The organism is Arthrobacter sp. DMZ02-1R (genome assembly GCF_057747935.1).
On the sequence record NZ_CM173230.1, the window covers coordinates 2,685,101 to 2,707,363 of the forward strand.

The window sequence follows — 22,263 nt, forward strand, 5'->3', positions numbered from 1 at the left end:
ACTTAGGCGCCGACGCCGGTGAGCACGAATGCCACCGTCGCCGGCGCCTTCGTCTTGTTCCGCCAGGCATGCCGGGCGGCGAGCTGCACGATTGTGTCGCCCTGCGTCAGCCGCACCTGCGCGCCGTCGTCCAGCTCGAGCCACACCTCCCCTTCCAGCACCACCCCGTAGTCGACGCTGCGGGTGCGGTGCATACCGTCCGGCTCGAACACCTCGGCCAGATCCGGCGCGTAGGTGGCCAGCTCCTGGCCGGCTGCGGCCGGATCGAAATCCGGTCTCTTCACCACGGAATCGGGGGCGTAACGCACGATCACGAAGCTTGCACCGCCTGGGCCAGGGACCACCGGGCCGTGATTGTCGGTGGGCTCCGCGTCGGGTGGCATGGTGGACGGCGCTCCGGGGGTGAACCAGACCCGGATCTGAGCTTGCCCCGGCATGGTCTCGAAGTCGTGGCTGTGGGGTACTGCTCCGTCGGAGACGAACACCGACTTCCCCGCCCCGTCCGTGCCGGTGACTACTCTTCGTACTGTCACTTCAGTTCCTCTCAACGATTCCATGCGATCGTTAGCACTATCCCTCGACCGGACTGCCCTGTCAATGGGTCACTCCAAGTCTGCCAGCAGCCGCACGACAGTATCCAGGACGCGTCGCGGCCGGCCACACGAAGGCTGACCCCGCCCGATTAAAAGCCGCTGGCTGCGGCGTCAGCGCGGCGTGTCGCCACAGCGGCTCGGCCTTGCCGCCGTCGTCGTCGGCCTCTCCTATTAACGCGACGAGCCCGCAGCTCGAGGGGGGGTGAAATCCTAAACCCGCTATGCTATCGTTAGCACATGCTTGAAGATGACGGCAGACAAGCCGACCTTGCCCCCACGGGGATCGTGCTGGCCCAGACAGCTCACGCTGTGGAGACGACGGCGGTCTGGCTGGTCCATCGCGACCGCGCTCTTCCACTGCGGACGTGGGCCTCGGACTGGCCGTGCGCAAGGTTCGCCTCAATCACCGACCTGATCCGACAGTGGGGCACCCATCACGCCGAGCTTCGACGACTGACCGAGTCTCCACAGACGGCGGAGGCGATCGCCGAGCACGGCCTGCCGGCCGGCTCGCTGCTGTTTGAGGCACCGCTGCGGCCCACGCAGCTGTTCTGCACCATCGGCAACTATCGGCGGCAAGTCATCGAGGCCGCCGTCGACGGCGCTGACCCGGCCGACGCCGATCGCGTGCGTGCCGCCACCGCGCAGGCTCTGAAGCAGCGACGCCGCGACGGCAGCCCCTACATCTGTCTGACCAGCATCGACCGGGTCGGCACCCCTCTGGGTGAACTGGAGCTGGGTCCGGACGTTGACACCCTGGACTGGGAGGTCGAGATCGGTGCCGTTATCGGCGGGTCCGGCTCCCGGCTAACAGTGTCCGAGGCGCACGCGGCCATCGCCGGCTACTGCGTGGTCAATGACCTGACGATCCGCTCCCGTGTCCTCCGGCCAGACCTGCCCGCGCTGGGCAGCGACTGGTTGCAGTGCAAAGGCCTGCGGGGATCGCTCCCTCTCGGACCGTGGTTCGTTCCCGCTTGGCAGGTCCCCGACCCCTCCGGCCTGCGGCTGCGGCTGTCGCTCAACGACAAACTCATGCAAGACGACACGGCCGACGACATGGTGTTCAGCATTCCCGAACAGCTCTCGTACCTGTCCCAGCACACCCGGCTTCGCCCCGGCGACTTGCTCTGCACCGGCTCCCCCGCCGGATTCGGCCTCCACCACGGCCGCTTTCTGAGCGCCGGAGACACCGTCAAGGCGTCGGTGACTGGGCTTGGCGAACAGATCACCCGGTGCGTGGACCCGACATTCAATCAAAACCCGTCCGACCCCAACCCGGCCGTTCCAGGCCGGACCACGAAAAAGGAGCACGCGTCATGACCCCACAGCAGACCGTCCTGCTGACCGACCGGGCCTGGCCCGACGACAGCATCGAACGAGGCATCCTCGAAGACGCCGGCTTCCGCCTCGTCGTCGGCCCGGCCGACCCGGCACCGGTCGAGACCATCGACGCCCTGATCGCAGAACACCAGCCCGCCGCCATCCTCACCTGCTGGGCCACCGTGTCCGCTACAGCGATCGCGTCCTCGGCCCCGCTGCGGGTCGTCGCCCGGATGGGAGTGGGCCTGGACAACATCGCAGTGTCCGCCGCTACGGATTGCGGCGTGCAGGTCACAAACGTACCGGACTACTGCGTCGCAGAGGTCTCCGATCACGCCGTCGGGCTGGCCATGGCCTGGACTCGCGGGCTGGTCGCCGCCGACCGCGAGGTCCGCGCCGGCAGATGGAACCCCGCCGGGGCGCGGCTGCGGCGGCTGTCCACTCTGACGTGCGGTGTCGTCGGATACGGCCGCATCGGCAGAGCCACGGCGGCCAAGCTGCAGGCGCTCGGAGCCCGCGTCGTGATCAGCGACCCGCACCCTCCGGCCGACACCGGGGGCATCGAGGTGATGCCCCTTGACGGCCTCCTCGCCGCCAGCGATATTGTCGTCCTGCACGCGCCCCTGATGCCGCACACGCATCACCTGATTGGCGAACGGGAACTGGCGCTGCTGCCGACGGGCGCCTTCGTGATCAACGTCAGCCGCGGCGGACTGATCGACACCGCAGCCCTGCTCGCCTCCCTGCAAACCGGACATCTCGGCGGAGCCGGCCTGGATGTATTGGAAGAGGAGCCGACGGTTCCCGCCGAGCTTTTGGCGCACCCCGGCGTGATCGTCACCCCCCACATCGCCTTCGCCTCCGACGCGTCGGTGATCGACTTGCGCCGCAGCGCCGCCCAGGAAGTCGTCCGCGTCCTGCACGGCGAACCGGCTCACCACCCCTGCAACACCCCGTCCCCGCTGACCACTGGAGTGTCCTCTTGAGCACCATCCGCACCGTTCACGGCCGCCAGATCTTCGACTCCCGCGGCCGCCCGACCGTCGAGGTCGACGTCGTCCTCAACACCGGCGCCCTCGCCCGGGCCTCCGTGCCCTCCGGAGCCTCAACCGGCACCCACGAGGCCCACGAGCTGCGCGACGGCGACTCGTCGGTGTTCGACGGCCTCGGCGTCACCGCCGCAGTCGACCACGTGAACGGCGAGATTGCATCCGCGCTGCGCGGCCACGACGTGGACGACCAGCGGGCCATCGATGAGCGGCTGCGGGACCTGGACGGGACCCGTACGCTGTCGCGGCTCGGTGCCAATGCCGTCCTGGGCACTTCACTGGCGGTCTGCCGTGCCTCCGCCGTGGCCAGCGGGCTGCCGCTGTATCGGCGAATCGCCCAGCTCGCCGATGCTGGCGAGCCGGTGCTGCCGATGCCGATGGTCAACATCCTTTCCGGCGGCCTCCACGCCGGACGGGGCATGGACTTCCAGGACTTCCTGGCCATACCGGTCTCGGCCACCTCCACACTCAAGGCAATCCAGCTCACCTCCCGCGTCCGCGCCGCTGCCACCACCCTCTGCGCCGAACGGGGGCTGCCGACCTTGCTGGCCGACGAGGGCGGCCTGAGCCCGGGCTGCCGCACCGGCGAGGAAGCCCTTGAGCTGATCACCCAATCCATCGAGGCCGCCGGTCTGGAGCCCGGCACTGACATCGCCATCGCCATCGACGTCGCTGCGACCTCGCTGTACGACAGCAAAGCCGGCGACTACCACCTGCGCCGGCAGGAACGGCATCTCAGTACCGCCGAGATGATCGACATGGTGTCGTCCTGGGTTGACCGCTTCGCGATCGTCTCGATCGAGGACCCGCTCGACGAGGAGGACTGGGAAGGCTGGCAGACCCTGACCAAACGCCTGGGACATCGGATCAGGTTGATCGGCGACGATCTGTTCACCACCAACAGCCAACGGCTCGCCAAGGGCATCGCCCACGGGGTTGCCAACGGCGTCCTGGTCAAGGTGAACCAGAACGGCACACTGACTGGCACTCTCGACGTGGTCGCCGAGGCGCGCGCCGCCGACTACGCCCCGGTGGTGTCGGCCCGATCCGGGGAGACCGAGGACGACTTCCTGGCCGACTTGGCTGTCGGGACCGGGGCCGGGCAGATCAAGATCGGGTCCGTGCGGAACTCCGAGCGGCTGGCCAAATACAACCAGCTGGTGCGCATCGCCGAGGACTCAACCCTGGGCTTCAGCAATCTGCCCATGCTGGCCCCAGCCGCGGTGGCTGAACGGTGAACGACGCCGAGCCCGCGGCCCGCGTGCAGGAGTTCCTGCTCCGCAACGGACTGATGCGGGCATCGGAGACTGCGATACTGACCCCCCTGACCGGTGGCGTGAGCTCGGACCTGTGGCAGGTGGACCTGCCCGGTCGTACCCTCTGTGTGAAGGGAGCGCTGGCGCAGCTGAAGGTCGCGCAGGAATGGCTCGCGCCGACCTCCCGCAACCGGGTCGAGTACGAGTGGCTGCTGTTCGCCGGAGCCGTCGCTCCCACGCAGGTCCCGCAGGTGTTCGCCTATGACGAGCAGGCCGGACTGTTCGCGATGCAATTCCTCCCGCCCAAGGACTACCCGGTCTGGAAGGCCCAGCTCCTTGGCGGGCATATCGACCCGGCCGCCGCGCACGCCGTCGGCGACCTGGTCGGCCGGCTGCACACAGCGAGCGCCAAGGATCCGGCTGCCGCGCAAGCATTCGCCACCGACGGCAACTTCGACGCGTTACGCATCGAGCCCTATTTCCGGGTCACCGCCCGGGCGAATCCCGACCTGGCCGACCGGATCGAGGGGCTCGCCGCGGTGACCGCCGGCACACACCTGGCGGTGGTGCACGGCGATGTCAGCCCCAAGAACATTCTTCTCGGTCCGCGCGGCCCGGTATTGCTCGACGCCGAGTGCGGCTGGTTCGGTGACCCGGCGTTCGATCTCGCGTTCTGCCTGAACCACCTGCTGCTCAAGTCGATCATTCTGCCGGACCACACTGAGCGGCTGCACCGCTCCGCCCGCCTGCTGCTGGACAGCTACGCCCGACACATCGACTGGGAACCGCCGGCGGACCTGATGGGACGCGTCGCGTCTCTTCTGCCGCTGCTCGCGCTGGCCCGCGTCGACGGCGCGTCCCCCGTGGAGTACCTCACACCCCCGCAACGCGAACAGGTGCGCGGCGCCGCCCGTGACCTGATGTCTAGGCCCACCGCGACTCCAGACTCGATCGTCGACGACTGGATGCTTACAGCCCGTGCGGCGGCCGCCGGCACGGCGCAAATCAACACACCACAAATCAAGGAGCAGAACCCGTGACGTTCTCCCTGTCCACCGTCCGGATCGACGGAATGCCCACCCCCGTGATCCGACTCCCTAACGGCCGCCTGTACCGGGTCGCCGACCTCGCCCCCGAGATACTGGCCGCCGGTCCGGCGGCCGGGCTGATGACCGTCTTCGCCAACTGGGAGATCGCCGAGCCGGTGCTGCTCGCCGCCGTCGAATCCCTCTCCAGCAGCGCAGTCGATCCAGTCGCCGAGCCGACCGAGCCTGAGGACTGGCTCACCCCGCTGCAGTACCCGAACAAGGTCATCTGCACCGGCGCCAACTACTACGACCACGTCATCAACGACGGTGGTCACACGGGCTTCTCGAAAGAGGACAACATCCCGGTCTTCTTCCTCAAACCGCCCACCACCACGCTCGTCGGCCAGGGCCGGTCCGTCCACTACCCCACCGAGACCGAGAAGTTCGACTACGAGCTCGAACTGGCATTCGTCATCGGCCGCCGCGGCCGGCACATTCCGGTGGACCGGGCCCGTGAGCACATCGCCGGTTACACGATCGCGCTGGATCTCTCGGCCCGTGACTGGCAGCGCCACCCCAAGCACCTCGTCAGGTTCGACCTTTTCGGCGGCAAGGTCTTCGACGACAGCTGCCCGCTCGGGCCCGGCATCGTGCCGGCCCGCTTCATCGACGACACCAGCCTGCAACTGCAGTTCTGGCTCAACGGCGAACTCCGACAGAACGCCAACACCTCCGACCTGATCTGGCCGGTGCCCGAGCTCGTCTCCCGGATCAGCGAGCACGTGACCCTCGAACCAGGCGACGTCGTGCTCACCGGCACCCCCGCCGGGGTCGGACTCAGTACCGGGACCTGGATGCACGTCGGCGACCAGCTCAAGGGGCAGATCAGCGGCCTCGGATCGATCAGCGTGCAGATCATCCCCGCCGACACCGACCGAGCGAGCTGACCCTCCCCCGCCGTCGCACATCACAGAGTGCGCACCGCCCATGCCCCAAGCAAGACACGAAGGAGCACACCATGAAAGCAGCCGTTCTGACCCAGACCGGAACCAAGCCCGTTTACGCAGATTTTCCCGATCCCCGGCCCGGCACCGGACACGTCGTCGTCGACGTCACCGCGGCCGGTGTCCACCATCTCGACCTGGCCAAGGCATCCGGCGCCTATGGCGACCCGGGCACTCTGCCGTACGTGGTCGGGGCCGATGGCGTAGGCCGGACCGCCGCCGGCCGTCGGGTCTTCTTCACCTCACCGGTGGCGCCCCACGGCGCCTGGGCCGAGCGCACGCTCGTCGCCGAGCAGGATCTGCTCGACCTCGCCGACAGCGTCGACGACATCACCGCGGCCGCGCTCGGCAACACCGGACTGGCCGCTTGGCTCGCCCTCACGTGGCGCGCGGACCTTCAGCCCGGCCAGAACGTGTTGGTGCTCGGCGCGACCGGGGCTCTCGGATCAGTCGCCGTCCAGCTCGCCAAAGCCCTCGGCGCGGCCAAGGTGGTCGCCGCCGACCGGGATCCCGACCGGCTAGCCCGCTCCCGCGAGAACGGCGCCGACGCCACAGTGACGATCACACCGGACACGGACCTGGTGGGCGCCTTCCGCGACGCAGCTGGTGAGCACGGGTTCGACGTCATCATCGACCCGGTCTGGGGCGACCCCGCCCTGGCCGCCATGCACGTCGCCGCGCGGGGCGCCCGTCACATCCAGATCGGCCAATCCGCCGCGGCAACCATCCAGCTGCCCGCCCACATCGTCCGCGGAGCACGCCTGGAGCTCCTCGGGTTCGCCCACGTCGACCCGCCGGTCCAAGTCCGCCGCGACGCCTACCTGAAACTAACCGAGCTCGCAGCCACCGGCGCCCTGACCGTGGACACGACGCCGCTCCCGCTCTCGGACTGCCAGCAAGCTTGGGAGCTGCAGCAGCAGGGCGCCCCCCGCAAGCTCGTCTTAACCCCCTAACTCCGGTCAGAAGGATGAACACAATGATTGACCAGAAGATGCGCTACGCCGTAGAGGTCAGGATCACCCATCGCAAGGAGCTCGAGAACAAGCTCGACCGAGCCGTCGAAGGCGCGATCCGGGAAGCTCTCAAGGAGCCCGGGTGCGGAGTACTGGTGACCCGACATGGCCACCAGACGTTCACTGTGGAGCTCTCCCACGACGTTCCACACGGGACCATCTCCGAATTAGCCCTCTACCCTTCTGCATGAGAGCCGGTACATACCGCATGTCCGGCGGACGCATCGATGCTCCGTTGTACATGCATTTATCAAGGAGGCGACGATGTCCGATTCACGCATTGAGGATGCCAAGGAAGAAACCGACGAACTGTCTATGAGGGCTCTGCTTGAGGAAGAGTTCAGGGCCGTATTTGGTGGCATCACGCCCGTCGCCACTGCCTGGGCCGGCCTGACATTCAGCTGACCCTCGCACATTAGCCCCAATACTGAGCACGGCGCGGACCCTCCAGAGACTGTTCCGTGCAGCTCGTGGACGCGCCTGCAGTTTGGTTTGGCCGTTGACAGAGCTGAAAGGGGGCTGTTTAGCTTGCCGCTAAGCTAGCCGCCGTGGAAGGAGTGGTGCTGCATGATTTCTGTTTTGCAGCCCGGGCGTGACATGGGTCCGCTCTCCGAGTCCGATGCCGAGGTGTATGTTGCCTCGGTGTGCTTCAAGACCGGGCCGCCGGGTGCTGCGGGGGTGGAGGTCGAGCACCTGGTCCACGATGTTGCGGACCCGCGGCTCCCCGTGCCGGTTGCGCGGGTCAGGGGCGCCATGACGGCGTCGGAGGAACCGTTGCCTGGCGGAGGGGTGATCACCTTTGAGCCGGGCGGTCAGCTGGAAATCAGCTCCGCCTGCGCGGCTGATCTTCCGGCTCTCATCACCGCGACCCGCGCAGACCTTGCCGCCGTTGAGGGTCTGCTGACGGAGGCGGGCCTTCGCTTCGGCGCGGTGGCGTTGGACCCCGGTAGGCCTCCTGTGCGGTCACTGGATCATCCACGGTACGCCGCCATGGAGCAGCATTTCGACCGCTTTGGCCCTGCCGGGCGAACGATGATGTGTTCCACGGCTTCCCTGCAGGTTTCCCTGGACGCCGGATTCGACGGCCCCGGCTCCACCGGTGCAACCCAACGCTGGATTCGCCTGCACAATCTCCTGCCGGTTCTCGTTGCCATGTTCGCCAATTCCCCGTTCCTTCACGGCGTCCCCAGTGGCTGGCGCAGCAACCGTCAGCGCATCTGGCTGGCCACGGACCCGACCCGGACCGCCGTGGTCCCCCGCGCCGCGGACCCCCGACTGGCCTGGGCACGCTACGCGCTGGACGCACTTGTGCTCTGCATTCCCTCGGAGACGGCTTCCTGGAAAGCCCCGCGCGGGCTGACGATGCGCAACTGGCTGCGCGGGGAAGGCCCCCGGCCCGCGACGCTGGATGACCTGAGATACCACCTGACAACCCTGTTCCCGCCTGTCCGGCCACGGGGGTTCCTGGAGATCCGGGTGATCGACGCACAGGCAGGCAGCGAATGGGAGACGGTCACGGCCATAGTGACCGCGCTCATGGACGATGAACGCGCAGCCGACCTCGCCGAAGAGGCCTGCGCCCCGCTTGCTTCCCTGACCGATCCGATCAGGACGGCCGCCCGTGACGCGCTGGCGGATCCCGTGCTCGCCTCGGCAGCCCTCGGCTGCGCCGAGGCCGCTCTGATGGCATTGCCCCGATTGGGAGCTGACGCCGCCGCGAGAAGCCGGGCGGAAGACTTCGTTGACCGCTATACGGCGCGGGGCCTATGCCCTGCGGACGACCGGATGGACCGGTGGCAAAGAACCGACAGCTTTTTTGGTTCGGCAGAATGTGAGAAGGGTCCCGAAAATGCCAGGTAACTTTCCCGGATCCGATACGGGTCCGGAAACTCTCAGGGCTTTCATCGCCGACGGGCTGGAAAGGGCCCGGAAACGGACACACGCGTTGACGGCCTGCGACGAGGAAGACCTGCTGAAGCAGCATTCACCGCTGATGTCACCGTTGGTCTGGGATCTGGCGCATGTGGGCAGCCAAGAGGAAATCTGGCTGGTTCGCGACGTCGGCAAAATGGAGCCAGTGCGGTGCGACATCGACCAGATGTACGACGCGTTCGAGCACCCGCGCAGCGCTCGCCCTTCGCTACCGCTGCTCTCGCCCGAGGAGTCCCGGAAGTACCTCGCCCAAGTGCGAGCCAAAGCGCTGGACATCCTGGACCGGACCCCTTTGGAAGGCCCGCCGCTGCTGGATCGGGGCTTCGCATTCGGCATGATCATCCAGCACGAGCAACAGCACGACGAGACGATGCTGGCCACGCACCAGCTCCGCGTCGGCGCGCCGGTCCTGCAGGCCCGGACCTTGCCGGCCGACGTCCTGCCCCCGGACCGGCGCTCGCTCACGAAAGAAGTGCTGATTCCTGCCGGGCCGTTCATGATGGGGACCTCGGTGGAGCCGTGGGCCTTGGACAACGAACGCCCCGCCCATGAAGTCCACCTGCCGGGCTACTGGATCGACACCGTTCCGGTGACCAACGGCGCTTTCCGGTCCTTCATCGACGACGGCGGCTACCGGAACCCTCGCTGGTGGACGGCCCAAGGATGGAACCACGTCAAGGAAGCCGGGTTGGTGGCCCCCAAATACTGGGAACGCGACGGTGACCAGTGGATCAGGACCAGGTTCGGCGTCGTTGAACCGGTGCCGGAGGACGAGCCGGTGCAGCACGTGTGCTGGTTTGAAGCGGACGCGTACGCCCGCTGGGCGGGGCGCCGGCTTCCGACCGAGGCTGAGTGGGAAAAAGCTGCGCGTCATGATCCCCAGTCGGGGCGTTCGCGCCGCTACCCCTGGGGCGACGAAGATCCTTCACCCCATCACGCGAACCTTGGCGGATCGGCCCTTCGGCCCTCCCCCGCCGGTTCCTATCCGGGCGGAGCCTCACCGCTGGGCGTGCGCCAGCTCATCGGTGATGTCTGGGAATGGGTCTCCAGTGACTTCCGCGGGTACCCCGGATTCAACGCCTTCCCGTATCAGGAATACAGTGAAGTGTTTTTCGGCTCTGACTACAAAGTGCTGCGCGGGGGGTCCTGGGCTGTGGACCCGGCCGCGTGCCGTGGGACATTCCGGAACTGGGACTACCCGATCCGGCGGCAGATCTTTTCCGGGTTCCGCACAGCCCGTGACGCCGCAATGGACGAGGTGCGTTAGCCCGTGTGCCGCCACCTTGCCTACATCGGATCCCCGATTTCACTGGCGGAGCTGCTGCTCACCCCCGGCCATGGGCTGTTGACGCAGTCCTGGGCGCCCAGGCATCAGCGGCACGGGACCGTGAACGCCGATGGTTTCGGCGTAGGATGGTACGCCCCGGGCGATCCTTTGCCAGCCCGTTACCGCCGCGCCATGCCGATCTGGGCGGACAGGTCCTTCGCCGACGTCGCCAGGGTTACCTCCAGCCGGGCCGTTCTCGCGGCCGTCCGGTCCGCGACACCAGGGATGACACAAGAGGAGTCAGCTGTTGCCCCGTATGCGCACGGACCCTGGCTATTCAGCCACAACGGACGCATCGAAGGCTGGCCGGGCGCGTTGGAAGTCCTGGCCGCGTCGCTTCCGACCGCCCGTCTGCTGGCACTCGAAGCCCAAGTCGACTCCGCCCTGCTCTGGGCACTCGTCCTGGAACAGCTCGATGACGGGGACACCGCCGGGGAAGCGCTGACGCACGTCGTCAGCAATGTGGCAGCAGCCACCGGGGCCCGGCTGAATTTTCTGCTCACCGACGGCACGCACATCGCAGCGACGGCCGCCGGGGACACCCTTTTCTGGAGAACGGGCCCCGGAAGTGTCGTGGTGGCCAGCGAACCCTTCGACGACGGCCCCGGCTGGCATGAGGTGCCGGAGAACTGCCTTCTGACCGCCACCGCCGGCCACGTCGACGTACGTCCGATTCCGAACCTCACGAAGGAACAGGTGGCCCCATGAGCCTCTCCACCGACCGCTCCGACATCATCCACCACCTGCCCCCGGACCATCTGGGGCGCAGCCTGCGCGCCGATGTTCGCGCCGGGCTCACCGCCTCGCCGAAAACACTGCCGCCCAAGTGGTTCTATGACAAGCTCGGCAGCGAACTGTTTGAGCGAATCACCGAACTGCCGGAGTACTACCCGACACGGGCCGAACGCGAAGTGCTGGAGCTCTACTCGGCAGAGATGGCGGCAGTGAGCCCGGCAGAGACGCTGATCGAGCTCGGCTCCGGGTCTTCGCGGAAGACCCCGCTGCTGCTCAACGCCCTGGCGAAGGCCGGATCCCTTCGCCGTTACGTTGCCGTGGATGTCAGCGACAGCGCACTGCTGGATGCCCGGAACGAACTGGCTCCTGCGTTTCCCGACCTTGAACTGCAAGCCGTGGCCGCGGACTTCGAGACCCAACTGCACCTGCTGCCCCGGGCCGGACGCCGCATGGTCGCGTTCCTGGGCGGCACCATCGGAAATTTTGAGCCGGAGGCCAGGGCCCGCTTCCTCACCGACGTCCGCGGACTGCTCGGCGACGACGGCGGTTCCCTGCTGCTCGGCACGGATCTGGTGAAGTCACCCCACGTCCTGGTTCCCGCGTACGCCGACGCCGAAGGAGTCACCGCCGACTTCAACCGGAACGTGCTACGAGTGCTGAACACCGAACTGGGTGCCGATTTCGACGTGATGGCCTTCGAGCACGTGGCGGTGTGGATGCCTCAGGAGGAGTGGATCGAGATGCGGCTGCGCGCCAGCAGACCAATGCTGGTCCGTCTGCCAGGGGTGGACATGGACGTCCACTTCCACGAGGGGGAGGAACTGCGAACGGAGATTTCGGCCAAGTTCCGCCTTCGGGGCGTGGTCCAAGAGATGGAAGCAGCCGGGTTCACCGCCGTCGGTCAGTGGACCGACCGGCAGAACCGCTACGCCATGACCCTGGCCGAAGCCATCTAGGCTGGCCGGTGAACCGACACCGTCAGGTACCCGCGAAGAGGTACCAAACGAGGCCGACCAGCCGCTGGATCTCGGCCTCGGTGTTGTAGTAGTGCACCGAGGCCCGCACCACCAGGCCCTCCCCCGGCCGCATCCCCGTGGGGAGGGAGTCGGCAATGACGGAAACGGGGGCCACGGAGACATTGATCCGGTGCTCCGCCAGCCGGGCCCTGATGTTCCGGGCGTCGCGTCCCTTCACCGAGAAGGTGACGATGCCGCACCGGGTGATCCCGCGGTCGTGGACGGAGACCCCGGAAACCGCCGACAGTTCGGCCCTCAGCTTCTCCGCAAGCCCGACGACACGCTCCTGCACAGCGTCCAGACCCAGGGCCAGGGCATACTCGGCCGCCCTCCCCAGTCCCAGCCGTCCGGCAGCACTCGTCTCCCAGCTCTCGAAACGCCGGGCATCGCCGCGAACTTCAAAGCCCCCAGCGCCAGCCGCAACAGCGGAATGCCCGTCCAACATGGCAGGCTCCAGCCTTTCCAGGACCGAGGCGCGCACATAAAGGAACGCCGTTCCGCGCGGTCCGCGTAGGAACTTCCGCCCCGTACCCGCCAACACGTCGCAGCCCAATGACTGCACATCCAACGGCATCTGCCCCACCGATTGACACGCGTCGAGCACAAACATCACCCCCGCGGCGCGGCAGCGTCTGCCCACCTCAGCAGCCGGATTCACTAGACCGTTGGCCATGGGCACATGTGCCAGGGCAACCATGGCCACATTTCCGCGCTCAAGCTCCCGCTGCAGGACTTCCAAGTCCACCTGCCCGTAGGAATCGTCCTCAAGCACCACTATCTGCAGATTGTTGCGACGGGCAAGCTGCCGCAACGCAATGACATTGCCGGCATACTCGGAGCGTCCGATCAGCACCCGCGTCCCGGGGACGAAGGGGAAACTGTAGACCGCCCCCGCCCAGGCACGGCTGCCGCTTTCAGCCAGTGCTATCTCGTTCGGCCCCGCCCCGATCAGCCGCGCCACCGAGGAGTACACACCCTCCAGCCGATCAGAAGCCTCCTCCGCCGCCTCATAGCCGCCGATCTCTTCCTCGCGGCGTAAATGACTCACCACTGTGTCCATCACAGGGCCGGGGGCCAGTGAACTCCCCGCATTGTTAAAATGAGTCACGCCGGGAACGCCCCGAGTCTGCCTGCGCACCGCTTCGACATCAATAGACATAACCACATCCTGCCCCAACTGAGTCAGGATGTTGTCGCACCTCCTGCCGCAGGAAGCCCGGCCAAGATTGCCATCATCGCTGAATCCGGGGTGACACGGCGGTGTTCCCAACCGCGGAACACCTGCCGGGCCGGCACAGCCCACAGGACCAACCAATCGTCAGAGCGGCTAAACGAAGTCCGGTCGGATGGGAGTGCTCCGGAACCCAGGAAATGCGAGTATTCCCGCCAAAAAACAGGTGCCGCCCACTCTCGCCCCGGCCGCTGGCCGGCACTTAAGCTCCGGATCGGGCTGCTATCTCGGCCGGCCGTTGTGAGGTGGGCCCAAATGATACGAGGACAGCTTTCGATCGCGCGGCCAACGAGGTACTGACCATGAACGGCCCGATCCATCCACAGGAGGTCATGATGCGGGTGAGGATGACCGGTGAAGTCACTAATGCCGGCGGTGGTCCTTGGGCTTGCCCTCTGACTGGTCAGCGGCAGCCTCAAGGTCCGGGCAACCCGGCACCTCGCGCACAGGCGTACCAGTGCCAGCCCTCTGAGGAACCCAGTCCTCCGAGGCCCGTTGGAGTGGCCCGTACCGCACAGTTCGCAGGTATAGCACCTGCACCGATACCACCTCATAAGGGACACTCCCATGGCAAATACGGGGCATAAGGGAAATTCGGCAGGAAGAGGGCGCCACCCGGCTCTGGCGGCCTCGCTTGTAATGGCCGCTTTAGTGATTTATGCAAGCTTTGGTTCGGGAGGCAGCGTTCAGGCCAGTACGTCCCCCTGCAACCCGACCGCTCCGGCTCCCACTAACGCTGACCCCGGCACAGTCGTTCTGGCCGACAACTTTGAAACCGATGATTTCAGTAAATGGACGACTGTCACCCAGTTGGGCGACGCCACGGCTACGGTGCAATCGGCAATTTACAACTCCCCCGCCTGCGCCGCACAAATACATGTGACGGGGAACAGCGGCTCCGAGGCTAACGTGGTGAAAAATTTGCCGGCTTCGGCCAGCGAAGTTTGGGCCAGCGGCTGGTTTGACATCACGCGCGAAGGCAACGCTTCGAACAGTAACGTTCCCACCTTGCGCTTCTTCAACGGCAGCAACCGCCTGTTTGACGTATCGCGTCAAAACGGATCGGGCAGCCTGTTCGTAAGGTGGGCTACCGGATCCAGCTTCACCATCGTGGGCGTGGGCAACGTAGCCGTCGGCCAAAAGTTTGCCCTGAAAATTCACCTGGTAGTCAACGGTGCGCAAAGCCAGGTGCAGGTATGGCAGGACGGCACAAAACTCTTTGACCGCTCCAACAGCACGACCGGATTTATAGATCTCGGTTCAAATACTTCGATGAATGTCCTCCAGTTGGGAGCAGAGCATGTGACTCAGGATGGCGATATGATCGCCGATGACATTATCCTGAAGACTGTGGCTGCCGGCATACCGGCACCCCCGGTGTTCACCGCGGCCACGCCCCCGGCCACCGCGACCGCCGGTGCCGCATATAGCTACACCTTCGCCGCGACCGGCAACCCGGCCCCGACCTTTGCAGTGTCCTCCGGTGCCCTGCCCGCCGGGCTGGGCCTGGACACCACCACCGGGATCCTCTCCGGCACACCCACCACGGCCGGCACAGCAACGTTCGCGGTCACCGCGACCAACGGGGTCAGCCCCGACGCGGTCACCCCGCCCCTCACGATCACCGTGGCAGCAACGGCGACGGCGCCTGCGGCTCCCACGGGGGTGAGCGCGACGGCGGGGAACGCGTCCGCGGTGGTGTCGTGGACGGCGCCGGCTAACGGCGGTTCTCCGATCACCTCGTACGCCGTGACTCCGCATGCGGGCACCACTACCCTGGCCACGGTCACCGTGTCCGGGAATCCGCCGGCGACGACGGCGACCGTCACTGGCCTGACGAACGGCACGGCGTACACGTTCACGGTGACGGCCACGAACGCTGTCGGCACGTCGCCGGCGTCGGCCGCGTCGGCAGCGGTGACTCCGACAGGAACGACTGCGTCGACCATCGCGAACGGCGGCTTCGAATCCGGACTCACGTCCTGGTCCACCGGCGGAGTCAAAGCACCCGTGGCCTCCACCGTCGCCCACACCGGCACCGGCTCGGCGCTTCTGGGCCTGGCGTCCGGGGCAGAGCCGCTGGGCGACAGCTCTTTGTCCCAGACCATCACCGTGCCTGCCGCGGGGACGTCCACGCTGTCCTTCTGGTACCAGCCCCACACGAACGATGACACCTGCAGCGGCACCACGTGCCGGTACGACTGGATGGAAGCCCAGGTCCGGAACACCAGCGGCGCCACCCTGGCCAGCCTCTTCAAACTCAGCAGCAACTCCGGTGCCTGGACCCAGCTCAGCGCCGACCTCTCCGCCTACAACGGGCAGACCATCGTGCTCTGGTTCAACGTCCACCTGGACGGGTCCAGCCCGGCGGACGACACCTGGATGTACCTCGACGACGTCAACCTCAGCAACAGCCAAACAACCCCGACGGCGCCTGCCGCACCCGCCGGGGTGAGCGCGACGGCGGGCAACGCCTCCGCAACGGTGTCCTGGACCGCCCCGGCCAACGGCGGTTCTCCGATCACCTCCTACGCGGTCACCCCGCACGCCGGCACCACCACCCTGGCGCCGGTGACGGTGTCCGGTAACCCGCCGGCGACGACGGCGACTGTCACGGGCCTGAGCAACGGCACCGCCTACACGTTCACGGTCACGGCCGCCAACGCGATCGGCACCTCCCCGGCGTCGGCGGCTTCGGCCCCGGTCACCCCGACAGCGGCGGCGACGGCGCCTGCGGCCCCCGCCGGGGTGAGCGCGACGGCGGGGAACGCCTCCGCCACCGTGTCCTGGACCGCCCCGGCCAACGGCGGCTCTCCGATCACCTCCTACGCGGTCACCCCGCACGCCGGTGCCACCACCCTGGCGCCGGTCACCGTCACCGGAAACCCGCCGGCGACCAGCACCAACGTGACGGGACTGAGCAACGGCACCGCCTACACCTTCACCGTCACCGCCACCAACGCAATCGGCACCTCCCCGGCGTCGGCGGCGTCGGCACCGGTCACCCCCACCGCAACAACCACGTCAGGCATCGCCAACGGCGGCTTCGAATCCGGGCTGACCTCCTGGATCACCGGCGGCGTCAGGGCACCCGTGGCCTCCACCACCGCCCACACCGGCACCGGCTCGGCGCTCCTGGGCGCGGCTTCGGGGGCCGAGCCTCTGGGTGACAGCAGCCTGTCCCAGACCATCACCGTCCCCGCCACCGGAACCACCACGCTGTCCTTCTGGTACCAGCCCCACAGCGCGGAAGACCCCTGCACCGGCAACGCCTGCCCGTACGACTGGATGGAAGCCCAAGTCCGCTCCACGAACGGCACGGTCCTGGCCAGCCTGCTCAAACTCTGCAACGACAACGGCACCTGGACCCAGTTCACCGCCGACCTCTCCGCGTACAAAGGCCAGACCATCACCCTCTGGTTCAACGTCCACCTCGACGGCTCCACCCCGGCGGACGACACCTGGATGTACCTCGACGACGTCACCCTCACCAACGGGTGAACGTCCGGGGTCTGAACCGCCCGCCGCGACAGAAGGGTCATGACCTCCGCAATCACCGGAGCACTAGGGGGAAGGTCGCCGCTCGATCCGGGCCTGTCATCCTGCTGGATCGGTCCGTCGAAAAGCAACTGCATCCGGCCCTAATCCTTCTCGTGTATAGACCTCAGCGCTCAGCTGAACAAAAATCTGACTTCAGCTTGAAGGGTGAAGGCGCCTCCGTCCCGGGGCAAATGCCCTACGATCCGGGAACGGTTCCGGGACGCACTGCCACCTCGGAGATCGGCCAGTACGCCGAAGGAGACTGCAGAACCAACGGCGAGGATAGTCTCTTCCGCAAACCAACAGACCATCCAGGCGCCCCGGCGAGGCACGGCGACGACTTACAGGTAACCCGATCTGTTGCCGGGTCATCCGGGGCCGGCCGCAGATCGCGCTTCATCGTCACCGCTCCAAGACGCTGCAGAGCCTATTGCCAAAACGGCAAAGCGATGTGTACTACCGACACCCCGCACGGTACCCCGATAGCCGCAGGACTTATGCGATCAAGGCATGGAAGTCGACCCCGAAGAGGGCCACTAGAGGCCAGAGCACAATCGCCACCAGGCCTTCCAGAATGTTGCCGGGAATGTTCCATGCCACGAGATAGCCGTGGGTACCGGCGACCAGCACCCCGACGGCCAGATAAATGATCCCAAACAGACCAATTCCGCGCCTGCCCATTTTGCGCCTGCCAAATCCGCGTACCATCGCCCATCTCCCGCTGCGGGGTATGAACCAAATTATAGTGGCGCCACGGGTATTCGAGGAGGCTCGGGCTCCTTCCGGTTTATTGGTCTGAGACGCAGTTTTCGAAACTCTTCCCCCAGATGAGACTAGTTGCGGCGGGCCGACGACGACGGCGCCACCCAAAGCGGCCATCCTCGCGATGAGCCGTCGCAATCGTGTTGGCGTATGCTGAAGGCTAGGGTTTGAAGTGCCGAAGTAGAGTGCCGCACTCGCCCGTGAATGGTTCGAGGCATCATGGACACAACACCGTCTCCCGCTGAAGGTCCGCAGCAGCGCCGGTCCCCGAACCAAGTGGTCAACAGCTACGTCATCCTCTTGAAACAGGTACGGGAAGCAGGTCTCCTGCGCCGACGTCGCGGTTTCTACATCGTGCTCTTCACCATCCTGATGGCGGCATGGGCAGGCACGTGGACAGGGTTCATCCTCCTTCAGGACACCTGGTTCCAGTTACTGGTCGCCGCCGGCATGGGTGTGGTCCTTACCCAGTTCAGCTTCCTGGCCCACGAGGCTGCGCACCGCCAGATCTTCGCCTCCCAGCGGATTAATGAATGGTCCGCCCGGTTGATCGGCACCGGTCTGGTGGGGATCAGTTACGCCATGTGGGCGCAAAAGCATACCCGTCACCACAACTACCCGAATGTGATCGATAAGGATCCCGATATCCACACCGGGGCGATCGCCTTCCATCCGCAAGCCGCGGCATCCCGGCGCGGGCTCATGGTCACGGTCACGCGCAAGCAGGGATGGCTGCTGTTGCCGCTTTTGTTCTTCCTGGGCCTGAGCCTTCACGTTGATTCGTTGAAGTACCTGTTCCGCCGCGGAAAAGTGGACCATCGCTGGGTGGAAATACCAATCGTGGTGCTGCGTCTGCTCGTGGTCCCGGCCCTGGTGTTCTGGCTGCTGCCGTTGGGTATGGCGTTCGCGTTCCTGGGGGTCCAAGTGGGTGTGTTCGGCTTCTACATGGGCGCCTCATTCGCACCAAACCACAAAGGCATGCCGATCCTGGCCGCCTCCAGCCGGGCCGATTTCCTTCACCGGCAGGTGCTCACCGGACGCAACATCAGCGGCGGCAGGCTCATGGACGCGTTGATGGGCGGACTGAACCGCCAGATCGAGCACCACCTCTTCCCGGACATGCCGCGGCCACACCTGCACCGCGCGGCCACGCTGGTCCGCTCGTGCTGCCAGGAACAGGGAATCCCCTATACCGAGACCAGCCTCGTCACCTCCTACGCGGTGGTCATCCGGTATCTCAACACAGTCGGCCTGTTTGCCGGCGGCCCGTTCGAATGCCCCGTCGTGGAGAGCAACCGGCCCCGCTGAGCAGGATCCGAACAACAAACTCCAAAGGGGTCAACCATCATGACGTCGAACCCAGCGACGCCTCAAATGCCCGGAGAACAGCCTCAAGGTCCCGCGCCGACCAACACCACGCCTGGGACGGCAGGCACCTCGCAGCCAGTCGAGGAGGCGCCCCGGGCTGCCGCTGCACCAAAACCCCGAACAACCCGCGCCGGCGTCATTTGGGCCGCCGTCATCGTTGCCCTGCTCGCGCTGATACTGCTAATCATCTTCATCCTGCAGAACCAGCAACCAGTCCAGGTTCTATTCCTCGGGCTGGGAGGCTCGGTCTCCCTGGGCATGGCACTGTTCATCGCCGCCGTGGCCGGAGGAATCCTCGTGGCCGCGGCCGGTGCGGCAAGGATCATCCAACTGCGATCCAACGCCCGCAAAATACGAAGAACCCACAACAAGACCTAACCAGGGAGCGCCGGGGGTGCTGCACGGTGCCGCACGGCCGAGAAGAGAGTCGCCTTGGGCTCGAGGACGCTGCCATCCGGATTAAGGACGTTGAGCTTGTCTGGCATGATGCTCCTGCCCGCCCGAAGCAAAACGCCATTCAGACCCTAGCGATTAGACCGGCCCGCACGGATCACGTCATGCCTCATCCTTCCCAAGCGACCATGAAGGACCGGAAGTGCTTGGCTGTTTGTCGTTCAGATACTCCATCGTCGCTGGGCGGGTCCTCCGCGCAACCAGGGCGCCACGCGCCGGTCCCGATCCAAAACTTCGTTCAGCGCTCCCCAAGTTGCACTCCGGCTCCTCGGCCCAGCCGAGCTCCCGCTATCGCCGCCCGAATCCGACTGACACGCGCGGTGTATAAGCGGGCGGTCGATGCAGAAGGCCCCTCGAACAACAAGGCGGCTGAGCCGTGACGTCCAAAAGGACGTTGCCTTTGCAAGCATCGGCCAGCAGGGTGGAGGCCAAGTCCAACCCTCGGGGTCACCGGACCGAGTTGGCGGCAGCCCAACGCGGGACCTGAAGTCATCTGGACCCGGGCCCGCGGCGCATGGAATTGCACACGCCACCTTGGAAAGACTGGAAAGTCTTGGAAATATGCCGAGTACGGCCAAACCGACCGATGTACGCCCCCGTCCCCGCGGGGCACATGGAGGCGATATCTCCGGCGTCGTGGCCTGCGCCCGATGTTATTTCCATGTAGCTGAAGCCTAGGTTTGTCGCCTTCTTCGCGACCAGTTCCCGCATGTCCATAGGGAACGCGACCGGCGGGGTTTTTGCCGTGGTCCGGGAGGTGATCGAGACTCCAGTTTCGCATTCGATCTCGGCGAGGTAAGGGGAGATATCAGCGGCATCGGATCGGAGGTTGCAGCGATACCCGATAGGCGTTATCGTTGATTACATGAACACGAGATCAGTGATAATCGAAGCGGCGGCGGATCTCTTGGCGCAGTCGCCGAGCGGTGACATCTCGACCCGCGCAGTAGCCGAGACGGCCGGAGTGCAACAGCCGGCGATCTACCGGCTGTTCGGCGACAAGGAGGGTCTACTCGCGGCCACCGTCGATCATGTGTGGAACGAGTACCTGGGCATGAAGCGCTCCGCGGAACGCTCCGCGGACCCGCTCGAGGATCTGCGTTCGGGATGGGACAGCCACACGAGGTTCGCCATCGCTCATCCGAACGCCTATCGGCTGCTGTTCGGATCAGGGGCCGTCGGTCAGGCCGAGTCCGCGACCGAAGCGATGCGGTTGCTGCGTCAGGTCCTCGACCGGCTGGCCGCACAGGGACGCTTGCGTCTCGATCCCGAGGTCGCGTCGCGGGTGGTGATGGCGGCGAACACCGGTGTCGCTCTCGCGCTGGTCCTGCGTCCCGAGCTGTACGCCGACGCGACGTTGTCGCCGATGGTGCGCGACATCGTTCACGGCGCGCTCGTGTCGGATGCCGCCCCGGCCTCGGATGCAGGTGAGTCCAGCCGCATCGCGGCTATAACCCTGCGGAGCACGCTCCCGGCGACGTCCGGCGATCTGTTCACCGAGCGCGAGGCAGGGCTGCTGGACGAGTGGCTGGAACGCATCCAGTCCCGACCTCGTCCCAGCTGATCACCGCCGCGACACCACTGAACGTCACCCGGTGTGCGGGGACGTCATCCGGCGCGCCCGAAACGGGCACGCACCACAGAAACTCACACGAAGGAGAACTCAACATGGCCAATACCATCGACACCGCTCCCACCCCTCGGGTCGCCCTGGTCACCGGCGGCTCCGGCGGCATCGGCCGCGCCGTCGTCGACCGGCTCGCGGGCGATGGGATCGCCGTCGGCGTGCACTACGCCGGCAACAAGGCCAAGGCCGACGAGAGCGTCGCTGCGGTCCTTGCCGCGGGAGGCCGCGCGATCGCCGTCGGCGGGGACGTCGCCGACGAGAACGCCATGGCGGCCGCCTTCGACAAGGTGGAAGCAGAATTCGGCGGGATCGACATTGTCGTGAACACGGCGGGCATCATGATCCTGGCGCCGATCGCGGCGTTGAACCTCGACGACCTCGACCGGATGCACCGCACAAACATCCGCGGCACCTTCGTGGTCTCACAGCAGGCCGCCCGCCGGGTCCGTTCGGGTGGGGCGGTCATCAACTTCTCGACCTCGGTCACCCGTACCCAGTTCCCCACTTACGGCGCGTACGTGGCGAGTAAGGCCGCGGTCGAGAGCATCACGCTGACCCTCGCCCGCGAGCTGCGAGGCAAGGACATCACCGTCAACGCGGTCGCCCCCGGCCCGACCGCCACCGCCCTCTTCCTCGACGGCAAGGACGAGACCACCATCGCGAACCTGTCCAAGACCGCCCCGCTGGAGCGACTCGGCCAGCCAGACGACATCGCCGAGACCGTCGCGTTCCTCGCCGGCCCCGCCCGCTGGGTCAACGGCCAGGTCATCTTCACCAACGGCGGCCTCGCGTAGCCAACCTCGAGATCACCCGCATCGTTGGGTTAAGTGGCCGATAAAGTCGGCTGGCGGAGGACGACTGTCCGGGTCGGCTGCATCGGTTCCACGGCCTCGGTGGTGCTGATGTACGTGGGAACGCTGTGGGCAGGCTCGGGCATCCGCCGCCTCAGGAACGGCGGACTCCGTTGTCCCGCTCATCCTCCAGCCGATCCCGTCAAACTCGCCAGCAT

At 66.4% G+C, this 22,263-nt stretch carries 20 protein-coding genes; 17 read left to right on the forward strand and 3 right to left on the reverse strand.

Going from position 1 to position 22,263, the window contains the following annotated elements; translation table 11 throughout:
* Positions 1-2: 2 nt before the first annotated feature.
* Positions 3-533 (reverse strand): cupin domain-containing protein, encoded by a 531-nt coding sequence (locus AC3ANQ_RS12980; RefSeq protein WP_488301430.1) that lies wholly within the window; start codon positions 531-533, stop codon positions 3-5.
* Positions 534-830: 297 nt separating this feature from the next.
* Between AC3ANQ_RS12980 and AC3ANQ_RS12985 the strand changes: the two genes are divergently transcribed.
* The 12 genes from AC3ANQ_RS12985 (at position 831) to egtD (ending at position 12,213) form a co-directional block, all read left to right on the forward strand.
* Positions 831-1,913 carry a fumarylacetoacetate hydrolase family protein gene (locus AC3ANQ_RS12985; RefSeq protein WP_488301431.1) on the forward strand — a complete coding sequence of 361 codons (1,083 nt, stop codon included), beginning with the start codon at positions 831-833 and terminating at the stop codon, positions 1,911-1,913.
* Positions 1,910-2,899, forward strand: coding sequence for a C-terminal binding protein (locus tag AC3ANQ_RS12990; RefSeq protein WP_488301432.1), 990 nt, complete (start codon positions 1,910-1,912; stop codon positions 2,897-2,899). Before AC3ANQ_RS12985 ends, AC3ANQ_RS12990 begins: the two co-directional genes overlap by 4 nt.
* On the forward strand, positions 2,896-4,200 hold the full coding sequence (eno, locus tag AC3ANQ_RS12995; protein WP_488301433.1) for a phosphopyruvate hydratase: 1,305 nt from the start codon (positions 2,896-2,898) through the stop codon (positions 4,198-4,200). Before AC3ANQ_RS12990 ends, eno begins: the two co-directional genes overlap by 4 nt.
* Positions 4,197-5,258 carry a phosphotransferase family protein gene (locus AC3ANQ_RS13000; RefSeq protein ID WP_488301434.1) on the forward strand — a complete coding sequence of 354 codons (1,062 nt, stop codon included), beginning with the start codon at positions 4,197-4,199 and terminating at the stop codon, positions 5,256-5,258. The genes eno and AC3ANQ_RS13000 overlap by 4 nt, the downstream gene beginning before the upstream one ends.
* Entirely contained in the window at positions 5,255-6,193 is a 939-nt protein-coding gene (locus AC3ANQ_RS13005) for a fumarylacetoacetate hydrolase family protein (protein WP_488301435.1), read from the forward strand. The genes AC3ANQ_RS13000 and AC3ANQ_RS13005 overlap by 4 nt, the downstream gene beginning before the upstream one ends.
* Before the next feature lie 71 nt (positions 6,194-6,264).
* The gene (locus AC3ANQ_RS13010) at positions 6,265-7,203 is read left to right on the forward strand and encodes a quinone oxidoreductase family protein (RefSeq protein ID WP_488301436.1); all 939 of its coding nucleotides are present in this window, start codon (positions 6,265-6,267) and stop codon (positions 7,201-7,203) included.
* A gap of 23 nt (positions 7,204-7,226) precedes the next feature.
* Positions 7,227-7,454: a hypothetical protein gene (locus AC3ANQ_RS13015; protein WP_488301437.1), complete on the forward strand. Its 228-nt coding sequence runs from the start codon at positions 7,227-7,229 to the stop codon at positions 7,452-7,454.
* Positions 7,455-7,527: 73 nt separating this feature from the next.
* Positions 7,528-7,668 (forward strand): hypothetical protein, encoded by a 141-nt coding sequence (locus AC3ANQ_RS13020; RefSeq protein WP_488301438.1) that lies wholly within the window; start codon positions 7,528-7,530, stop codon positions 7,666-7,668.
* A 162-nt stretch (positions 7,669-7,830) separates the two neighbouring features.
* A complete protein-coding gene (gene egtA, locus AC3ANQ_RS13025; RefSeq protein ID WP_488301439.1) occupies positions 7,831-9,123 on the forward strand; it encodes an ergothioneine biosynthesis glutamate--cysteine ligase EgtA in 1,293 nt (430 codons plus the stop codon).
* Positions 9,113-10,462: an ergothioneine biosynthesis protein EgtB gene (gene egtB / locus AC3ANQ_RS13030; protein WP_488301440.1), complete on the forward strand. Its 1,350-nt coding sequence runs from the start codon at positions 9,113-9,115 to the stop codon at positions 10,460-10,462. The genes egtA and egtB overlap by 11 nt, the downstream gene beginning before the upstream one ends.
* A 3-nt stretch (positions 10,463-10,465) precedes the next feature.
* A complete protein-coding gene (gene egtC, locus AC3ANQ_RS13035) occupies positions 10,466-11,230 on the forward strand; it encodes an ergothioneine biosynthesis protein EgtC (RefSeq protein ID WP_488301441.1) in 765 nt (254 codons plus the stop codon).
* On the forward strand, positions 11,227-12,213 hold the full coding sequence (gene egtD, locus AC3ANQ_RS13040) for an L-histidine N(alpha)-methyltransferase (protein ID WP_488301442.1): 987 nt from the start codon (positions 11,227-11,229) through the stop codon (positions 12,211-12,213). Before egtC ends, egtD begins: the two co-directional genes overlap by 4 nt.
* 22 nt (positions 12,214-12,235) lie before the next feature.
* Here the strand turns inward: egtD and AC3ANQ_RS13045 are convergent, their stop codons facing one another.
* A complete protein-coding gene (locus AC3ANQ_RS13045; RefSeq protein WP_488301443.1) occupies positions 12,236-13,432 on the reverse strand; it encodes an aminotransferase class V-fold PLP-dependent enzyme in 1,197 nt (398 codons plus the stop codon).
* A 984-nt stretch (positions 13,433-14,416) separates the two neighbouring features.
* On the opposite strand from AC3ANQ_RS13045, the gene AC3ANQ_RS13050 reads away from it, so the two are divergent.
* Complete coding sequence (locus AC3ANQ_RS13050; protein ID WP_488301444.1) at positions 14,417-17,005, forward strand: fibronectin type III domain-containing protein; 2,589 nt, start codon at positions 14,417-14,419, stop codon at positions 17,003-17,005.
* Positions 17,006-17,539: 534 nt separating this feature from the next.
* On the opposite strand, the gene AC3ANQ_RS13055 is transcribed toward AC3ANQ_RS13050, so the two are convergent.
* Positions 17,540-17,752, reverse strand: a complete 213-nt coding sequence (locus AC3ANQ_RS13055) for a hypothetical protein (RefSeq protein WP_488301445.1) — start codon at positions 17,750-17,752, stop codon at positions 17,540-17,542.
* A 273-nt stretch (positions 17,753-18,025) separates the two neighbouring features.
* Here AC3ANQ_RS13055 and AC3ANQ_RS13060 point away from each other — a divergent pair, with 273 nt between their 5' ends.
* The 4 genes from AC3ANQ_RS13060 to AC3ANQ_RS13075 all read left to right on the forward strand — a co-directional run bounded on the left by AC3ANQ_RS13060 (position 18,026) and on the right by AC3ANQ_RS13075 (position 22,048).
* A complete protein-coding gene (locus AC3ANQ_RS13060) occupies positions 18,026-19,114 on the forward strand; it encodes a fatty acid desaturase family protein (RefSeq protein ID WP_488301446.1) in 1,089 nt (362 codons plus the stop codon).
* 39 nt (positions 19,115-19,153) lie between these two features.
* Positions 19,154-19,552, forward strand: coding sequence for a LapA family protein (locus AC3ANQ_RS13065; protein WP_488301447.1), 399 nt, complete (start codon positions 19,154-19,156; stop codon positions 19,550-19,552).
* A gap of 940 nt (positions 19,553-20,492) precedes the next feature.
* A complete protein-coding gene (locus tag AC3ANQ_RS13070) occupies positions 20,493-21,191 on the forward strand; it encodes a TetR/AcrR family transcriptional regulator (RefSeq protein ID WP_488301448.1) in 699 nt (232 codons plus the stop codon).
* Positions 21,192-21,295: 104 nt separating this feature from the next.
* Complete coding sequence (locus tag AC3ANQ_RS13075) at positions 21,296-22,048, forward strand: SDR family oxidoreductase (protein WP_488301449.1); 753 nt, start codon at positions 21,296-21,298, stop codon at positions 22,046-22,048.
* Positions 22,049-22,263: the final 215 nt, after the last annotated feature.

Bases quoted from the DNA above. Each gene is read 5' to 3' on its own strand.
- AC3ANQ_RS13020 (WP_488301438.1), top strand. From the start codon at position 7,528: ATGTCCGATTCACGCATTGAGGATGCCAAGGAAGAAACCGACGAACTG.
- egtA (WP_488301439.1), top strand. From the start codon at position 7,831: ATGATTTCTGTTTTGCAGCCCGGGCGTGACATGGGTCCGCTCTCCGAG.
- AC3ANQ_RS13075 (WP_488301449.1), top strand. From the start codon at position 21,296: ATGGCCAATACCATCGACACCGCTCCCACCCCTCGGGTCGCCCTGGTC.
- AC3ANQ_RS13015 (WP_488301437.1), top strand. From the start codon at position 7,227: ATGATTGACCAGAAGATGCGCTACGCCGTAGAGGTCAGGATCACCCAT.
- egtD (WP_488301442.1), top strand. From the start codon at position 11,227: ATGAGCCTCTCCACCGACCGCTCCGACATCATCCACCACCTGCCCCCG.
- AC3ANQ_RS12985 (WP_488301431.1), top strand. From the start codon at position 831: ATGCTTGAAGATGACGGCAGACAAGCCGACCTTGCCCCCACGGGGATC.
- AC3ANQ_RS13070 (WP_488301448.1), top strand. From the start codon at position 20,493: ATGAACACGAGATCAGTGATAATCGAAGCGGCGGCGGATCTCTTGGCG.
- AC3ANQ_RS13060 (WP_488301446.1), top strand. From the start codon at position 18,026: ATGGACACAACACCGTCTCCCGCTGAAGGTCCGCAGCAGCGCCGGTCC.
- AC3ANQ_RS12990 (WP_488301432.1), top strand. From the start codon at position 1,910: ATGACCCCACAGCAGACCGTCCTGCTGACCGACCGGGCCTGGCCCGAC.
- AC3ANQ_RS13055 (WP_488301445.1), bottom strand. From the start codon at position 17,752: ATGGTACGCGGATTTGGCAGGCGCAAAATGGGCAGGCGCGGAATTGGT.
- AC3ANQ_RS13065 (WP_488301447.1), top strand. From the start codon at position 19,154: ATGACGTCGAACCCAGCGACGCCTCAAATGCCCGGAGAACAGCCTCAA.
- egtB (WP_488301440.1), top strand. From the start codon at position 9,113: ATGCCAGGTAACTTTCCCGGATCCGATACGGGTCCGGAAACTCTCAGG.
- AC3ANQ_RS13010 (WP_488301436.1), top strand. From the start codon at position 6,265: ATGAAAGCAGCCGTTCTGACCCAGACCGGAACCAAGCCCGTTTACGCA.
- AC3ANQ_RS13045 (WP_488301443.1), bottom strand. From the start codon at position 13,432: ATGTCTATTGATGTCGAAGCGGTGCGCAGGCAGACTCGGGGCGTTCCC.